Origin of the sequence: Turicibacter sp. HGF1, assembly GCF_000191865.1 — a bacterium.
Classification (GTDB): Bacteria; Bacillota_I; Bacilli_A; order MOL361; family Turicibacteraceae; genus Turicibacter; species Turicibacter sanguinis.
In genome coordinates this window covers 44,481-51,566 of record NZ_AEXQ01000131.1, presented here as the reverse complement: position 1 = coordinate 51,566, position 7,086 = coordinate 44,481, and the positions used below count along the sequence as shown (strand labels likewise).

4 protein-coding genes are annotated in these 7,086 nt (G+C 35.9%); all 4 read left to right on the top strand.

Annotated elements, in window-relative coordinates; translation table 11 throughout:
- The first annotated feature begins 769 nt into the window (after window positions 1-769).
- The gene (locus HMPREF9402_RS12790; RefSeq protein ID WP_009607565.1) at window positions 770-2,866 is read left to right on the top strand and encodes an efflux RND transporter permease subunit; all 2,097 of its coding nucleotides are present in this window, start codon (window positions 770-772) and stop codon (window positions 2,864-2,866) included.
- On the top strand, window positions 2,847-4,973 hold the full coding sequence (locus tag HMPREF9402_RS12785; protein ID WP_009607557.1) for a hypothetical protein: 2,127 nt from the start codon (window positions 2,847-2,849) through the stop codon (window positions 4,971-4,973). Before HMPREF9402_RS12790 ends, HMPREF9402_RS12785 begins: the two co-directional genes overlap by 20 nt.
- Before the next feature lie 80 nt (window positions 4,974-5,053).
- Entirely contained in the window at window positions 5,054-5,755 is a 702-nt protein-coding gene (locus tag HMPREF9402_RS12780) for a response regulator transcription factor (protein WP_009607560.1), read from the top strand.
- Window positions 5,752-7,038: a sensor histidine kinase gene (locus HMPREF9402_RS12775; protein ID WP_009607544.1), complete on the top strand. Its 1,287-nt coding sequence runs from the start codon at window positions 5,752-5,754 to the stop codon at window positions 7,036-7,038. Before HMPREF9402_RS12780 ends, HMPREF9402_RS12775 begins: the two co-directional genes overlap by 4 nt.
- Window positions 7,039-7,086 lie beyond the last annotated feature (48 nt).

The window sequence follows — 7,086 nt, the reverse complement described above, 5'->3', positions numbered from 1 at the left end:
GGGTTTACCATTTATGTTAGGTGGAATTATGACAACTCTATCTGGCATCGTGGCTGTCTATAAAAATAGAAAAAAATAATTATTATTTAAATGAGATAACTTTTTTTATGGATAAAATTTAGTCTTATTATAATTGAATTAAATATTATAATGGGCTATGCTGAAGGTGAAGTAATCCTGTCAGATAGATAATCAATAAAAATAGAATTTATGCGGCATGTGGTCTGACTTCAATCAGACTCATGCCGTATTTTGTTTGATTTCATTTATGTTTATAGTAATAAATAGATTTAGCGATCGATACATTAAAACCTGTTTTATAACAAGCTTTAATTAGCCTCACGTATTATTTGATGAAATAGTAAATTCTAGTTGGTTAAAACATCCTATTCAATCCCGCATTTATCTGAGAAAATATAGTTTTTTAAAAGTAGATATTTGAAGAGAAAATAAAAAAGGTTAATCTCAAGTTAGTAGTCATCGACTATACTCAGATTAATCTTTTATTTGTATTAAATTTTTTATAACAGTTGAGGTCGTAGGACTAATTCCTCTAGTGGATATGATGGCTGCAAGGCACAGGCGGTGGAGATAGGGCTCTTTGCAAAGAGAACTGATAAAAGTTAAAAGGAGATTTTACACTGTTTTTTGGGAGTGTTTTTTTCTTAAGCGCTTTTTAATTTTTAATATTTCTTAATTTTTTTTAACCGATTCTCTAATTTTTTGTTGTTAAGATAACTCTAGAGACAAAAAGGAGGATAAAAGAGTTATGAATGTGATAGCAGATAAAGTCTTGAAACATAAAAAGGCTGTATTATTATGCTTTATTATCTCGGCCATTGTGTGTTTGTTTTTAAAACAACAGGTTGTAGTGAATTATAATTTAGCTGATTATTTGCCTGATAATGCCCCTTCAACGCTTGCGCTTGAAGTGATGGATGATGCTTATACGACAAAAACACCCAATGTACGTGTTTATATTCCACATGTGAGTGTGGTCGAGGCATTAGCTTATAAAGAAACGTTAGCAAACGTTGAAGGCGTTGAGTCAATTGAATGGTTAGATGATTCTGAAGATGTGACAAAACCTCTAGAAACCCTAGAACCAGAGACGGTAGCTAAGTGGTATGTAGATAACGGGGTTCTTTATTCGTTAACAATTTCTGAAGAAGAGCCGGTGAAAGTGTTAGATGATATTCGTGCCATTATTGGAGATGAAGGAGCAATGACAGGAGAAGCGGTTACAACGGCTGCAGCTCAAGTTTCAACGGGAACTGAAATTCCGATGATTATGGGGTTTGTAATTCCGATGATCTTTGTCGTATTACTCGTGACGACAAGTTCATGGTTTGAGCCCGTTCTCTTTTTAGTGACAATTGGGATTTCGATTGCGTTAAATGCGGGAACCAATATCATCTTTGGGGAAATTTCATTCATTACGAATGCAACAAGTAACATTTTACAATTAGCGGTCTCGATGGATTACGCCATCTTTTTATTGCATCGATTTGCAGAGTTTAGGGATGAGGGAATGTCTGTCCAAGATGCGATGCATCAAGCAATGATTAAAGCGGCATCTTCTATCTTTTCAAGTGGATTGACGACCTTCTTTGGATTTATTGCCTTGACACTTATGAGTTTTAAAGTTGGCCCAGATATGGGAATCGTTTTAGCAAAAGGAATTATTTTCAGTTTATTATCCGTGTTATTTTTCTTACCTGTTCTGGCGATGTATACGTATAAATGGATTGATAAAACACATCACCGTTCCTTTATGCCATCATTTAATAAAATTGCAAAATTGGCAACTCGTGTTCGAACAGGAATCTTAGTGTTAGTTCTTGTATTAGTTGTTCCTTGTTTTTTAGCTCAGCAAAAAACAGACTTTATGTATGGATCTTCAGGTATGAATACACCCGAGTCACAAGTGGGACAGGAAAAGGCTCTGATTAATGAAACATTTGGAGAAGCAAATACCTTTGCATTAATGGTACCAAAAGGGCAATGGGGATTAGAAAAAGAACTGTCAGCTAACCTATCAACCCTTCCTGAAGTAACCTCTGTCTTATCCATCGTTGATGTCGTAGGATCAGAGATTCCTTTAGACTATTTACCAGAAGATGAGGCATCCAAATTAATTTCAGAAGATTATAGTCGCTTTATCATTACAGCAGCGGTAGATGAAGAATCGGAACAAACCTTTGAATTTGTGGCGAAGCTACGCGAGATTGCACATGAGTATTATGACGATGATTATTACCTAGCAGGTGGATCTGTTAGTACATACGATATCAAAGAGACGGTAACTAATGATAACTTATGGGTCAATCTGTTAGCGATTGGTGCCATTGGGGTTGTGTTACTCGTGACATTTAAATCACTATCTTTACCTGTCTTGTTATTATTGACAATCGAAGCGTCCATTTGGATTAATTTATCGGTTCCTTATTATAGTGGAACAAGTTTAAATTACATTGGCTATTTGGTCATTAATTCGGTTCAACTAGGGGCTACAGTGGACTATGCCATTTTATTTGCTGAAAGTTACCTACATCATCGACAATCTGTTTCTAAATATGAAGCGGCAACGCGTGCCATTACGGAAACAGCACCATCAATTTTAACATCAGGTGGAATTTTATGTATTTCAGGAGCAAATATTGGAATTATTTCAACAAATGTTGTGATTAGTCAATTAGGGGTGTTAATTGGACGTGGAGGATTTATTTCAGTTATTTTAGTGTTATTATTCTTACCAGCTTTACTGGTCTTATGCGATCCAATCATTGAAAAAACAACCTTAAAGACAAAGTTTTATCGTGAACAAAAGAGTGGAGGAGTTAAACATGAAATCATCAATGCCTAAAATAGTATCAATGGTGAGTGTGAGTGCACTTATTATGAGTTCAACTCAAATTGGGGTATTGGCAAGTGTAAATATTCCGAAAGAAGAAGTCGTTTATATTAATTTAAACCAGAGCGGTAATGTTGAAAATATCTATGTCGTGAATGTATTTAATTCAGAAAGTAGAGGTCGTATCGTCGATTACGGACCTTATACCAGTGTTAGTAATTTAACGACAACAGCTCCCATTACGTTAGCACAAGATAAAATTACGATTGATGATGTGAATGGACGTTTTTATTATCAAGGAGATTTGGAAACGACAGACATTCCTTGGTTATTGAACATTAGTTATTATTTAAATGGTAAAAAAGTAGACGCCAATGAACTTGCAGGGGCAAATGGAGAAATCACAGTGAAATTAAGTGTGAAAGAAAATACAAAAGTCGATTCAGTTTTCTTTGAAAATTTTGCTCTTCAAACCACGATTGCATTTGATTCAACTTATACAACGCTTGTTAAGTCTGGGGGAGCAACCGTTGCCAATGTAGGAAGTAAAAAACAATTAGTCTATACCATGATGGCTGGAAATGAAAAAGAAATTGAGTTTACAGTGAATTCAACAGACTTTAGTATGGATGGCATTCAAATTAATGGGATTCCATTAAATTTGAATATTGATAATCCAGACACAAGTGAGTTTACCGATCGTTTACTTGAACTTCAAGATGGAGTGGTAAAACTTGACGACGGTGCAACAGAACTGAAAGACGGAAGCTTTGATTTAAAAGATGGCACAGCAACATTAAAAGATGGGGTGAATACGCTAAAAGATGGTGCGACGTCTTTAAGTAAGGGAATGAATGAATTAGCGGCTGGAAGTTCTAGTCTTTACTCAGGGATTCAAACGTTAAAGGACGGGACTTCAAGACTACAAAATGGATCTTTAGAATTAGCGACTGGGCTTGATACCTTGGTGAGTCAAAATTCTATGTTAACAGAAGGATCTCAAGCTGTGGTGAATGGAATCCATCAATTACAAGAAGGAGCAGGAGCTTTATTAAGTGGAGTCGATCAATTCATCTTAGAGAGTGGGCAGATGGGAAATAGTCTATCACAGCTTCAAAATGGATCAGAATCATTTAAAGGAGGACTTAATGATTTAGCAAGTAGTAGTCAGTCACTTGTCAATAGCTCAAATGAAATTGCAGCAGGGATTTCTCAAAGCGCAGGGGCTTTACAACAACTTGCCGCATCATCACAATCAGAAGAAATGCAGGGATTACTAGCCGCGCTTAGTAGTAGTCAAGACACAAATGTTCAGGCACTAGTTTATGCTTATCAACAACAAGCAGGAATAATTGGCCAAATTTCTGCTGGAATGGACGGATTAAATGCCAATTATGGTGCATTTAATGAAGGGGTGAATCAAGTTGTTGGTGGAATTGGTTCTTTAAATGCGAATTATGATAGCATTCATTCTGGGATTGTAACATTAGTCTCTGGTGTATCAGGAATGCTCTCTTCAACAGGACCAATGGCGACACTTCGCGAAGGAGTGCAGACATTAAATAATGGAGTCGCACAGTTAGCCACAGAGTACCAGATACTTCATCAAGGAATTTTAGCCTATACTGATGGTGTGTCACAAGTAGGCGAAGGGGCTAAATCATTGGTAACAGGAGTGAATGGGTTAGCAAGTGGAACAACTAGTTTATCAGATGGAGCCAATACCTTAAAAGATGGCGTGAATCAACTACAAAGTGGAACAACAGAGCTTCAAAATGGAACGACTGAACTGTATAATGGAACGGTAAGTCTTGCTGATGGAGTGAACCAACTAGTCGATGGAACAATTGAACTTTCAGATGGAACAGGACAAATGAGAGAAGAAACAACTGGAATTGATCAAGAAGTCAGTGATAAAGTGGATGAAATGATTTCAGATATAATAGGTGGCGACTTTGAAATGAAATCTTTTGTGTCTGATAAAAATACGGAGGTTGAATCCGTTCAGTTTGTGATGAAAACAAATGCAATCGCAAAAGATATAACCGTTGAAGTCCCTGTTGTCGAAGAAACTTCTCTTAATTTTTGGCAAAAACTTTTACACTTATTTGGATTTTAATCATTAAGAACATGTATAATAGGAAAGAGAAGCAATGATTGGCTTCTCTCTCTTTATATTGAAGGGAAGGAGAATTGAACATGGATCGTATTTTAATTGTGGATGATGATCAAGCCATTGCATATTTAATTGCGGATGCTCTTGAAGATGAAGGATTTGAAATAATCATTTGTCATGATGGGAACGAAGCGTTAGAAAAGATAGAAGAATCATGTGAGATTTCACTCATGATTTTAGATATTATGATGCCAAAGATGGATGGGCTTGAATTATGTCGCCGGGTACGTGATCAATTGAAAGCGCCTATTATCTTTGTCAGTGCAAAAAGCAGAACGCTTGATACCTTACTGGGGCTTGAAATGGGAGCAGACGATTATATCTGCAAACCTTTTGTTGTAGAGGAATTAGTTGCACGAGTCAAAGCACATTTAAGAAGAGAAAAACGACATCAAATGAATGCCATTGAATCCTTACAAGATGTTTTGCCGTTTGATCGTTTCAAATTATATCTAAATCGATATGAAGTCTTTAAAGACGAGGTTAATATTGATTTATCTCCTCGTGAGTTTCAATTATTTCAGTACTTCGTTGAAAATAGTGGCCGTGTGTTAAGTCGTGAACAAATTTTTGATGCGATATGGGGCGAAAATTATGGTGATATTGGAACAGTAGCGGTTAATATCAAAAATCTACGTCAAAAGTTAGACCCAGATAATCAGTATATTAAAACCATTTGGGGAGTCGGGTATAAACTAGTTAAACCTGAAGGAGAAGGACGATGAGTTTACGACAAAAAGGAGCCATCGTCATTTTTTTAATCTTTATTTTAAACTTTGGGACCCTTGTTTGGTATTATAATTTTTATTTATCCGATCAAGTATTAGTAGAAATTGAGGAAGCTCAACAAAGTGTGAATGCGACAACTTTTGAAATTTTATCTAAAATCCAAAGCAATCAGTCGATTGATGAGTATGGTTCTAAGTCCTTTCATAACGGTGATTGTTATCAAATTGTGATTGAAAACTTAGAAGGGGAAACGCTATATGAAAATAAACCAACTATCAAGGGGAGTCTGGGTGTCCATGAATCTTCTATTTTTGAATATGAGGGCAGCTATTATTTACTAAAGGTAACAGGAATATTGTCTGTAGAAGATCCATTTGCAATTTCACCAGTTATGACCTTGCTTGATTTTGAACAATTTAATATTGTGATCAGTATTATCATTTTAACTACTTTACTATACTTATTTATTATCAAGCCAATTGAAGGTTTAAAACTAGATATGGATCAATATCAAAAGGGGATAAAGCCACGAAAAACAAATCGATGTGACGAAGTTGGAAAGCTTAAAAACCGATTTGTACATCTGGCAAATGAACTTGAAGATCAAAAGCTCCAACAAAGCCGTATTATAGCCTCAATTTCACACGATATTAAAACACCGCTTACTTCAATCATGGGGTATGCAGAACGATTGAACAAAGGAAATTTAAGTGCAGAACGAATGAAACGATATACGGAGACCATCTATGACAAGTCAATGGTGATTAAGGAGCTTATTGATGAGTTTGATCATTACTTAAATTATAATTTGGGAAGTTCACTCCATAAAAAGAAGATGAGTGTAAAGCAATTAGAGGAACATTTACGTCAAGATTATGAGTTAGAACTAAGTGAAATTGGCGTTGAGTTTAAGGTTGAAAATATGTGTCAGGATGAGCTTCTTGAGATTGATTATGGAAAAATCCGACGTGTATTTGGAAATATTATCGACAATAGCATCAAGCATATGAAGGAATCAACCATCAAGCGGATACAGATTAAGATTCAATCACAGGCAAAGGGGGTTTTGATTTCGATTGCTGATACAGGATGTGGGGTAAAAGAGACAGAATTGGAGCAGATTTTCAAGCCACTTTATACGTCAGATCAAAGTCGGAAGGTAGCAGGGCTTGGTTTATCTATTTGTCAAAGCATTATCGGTGCTCATGGAGGACGAATTTGGGCCACAAATGGAAGGGAAAGTGGACTGGTGATTCATTTTACGCTAAATAAGTCCTAAATCCTCTTAAAATCAGTTGACTGTTATGTGATACAATGATTTGAAAGG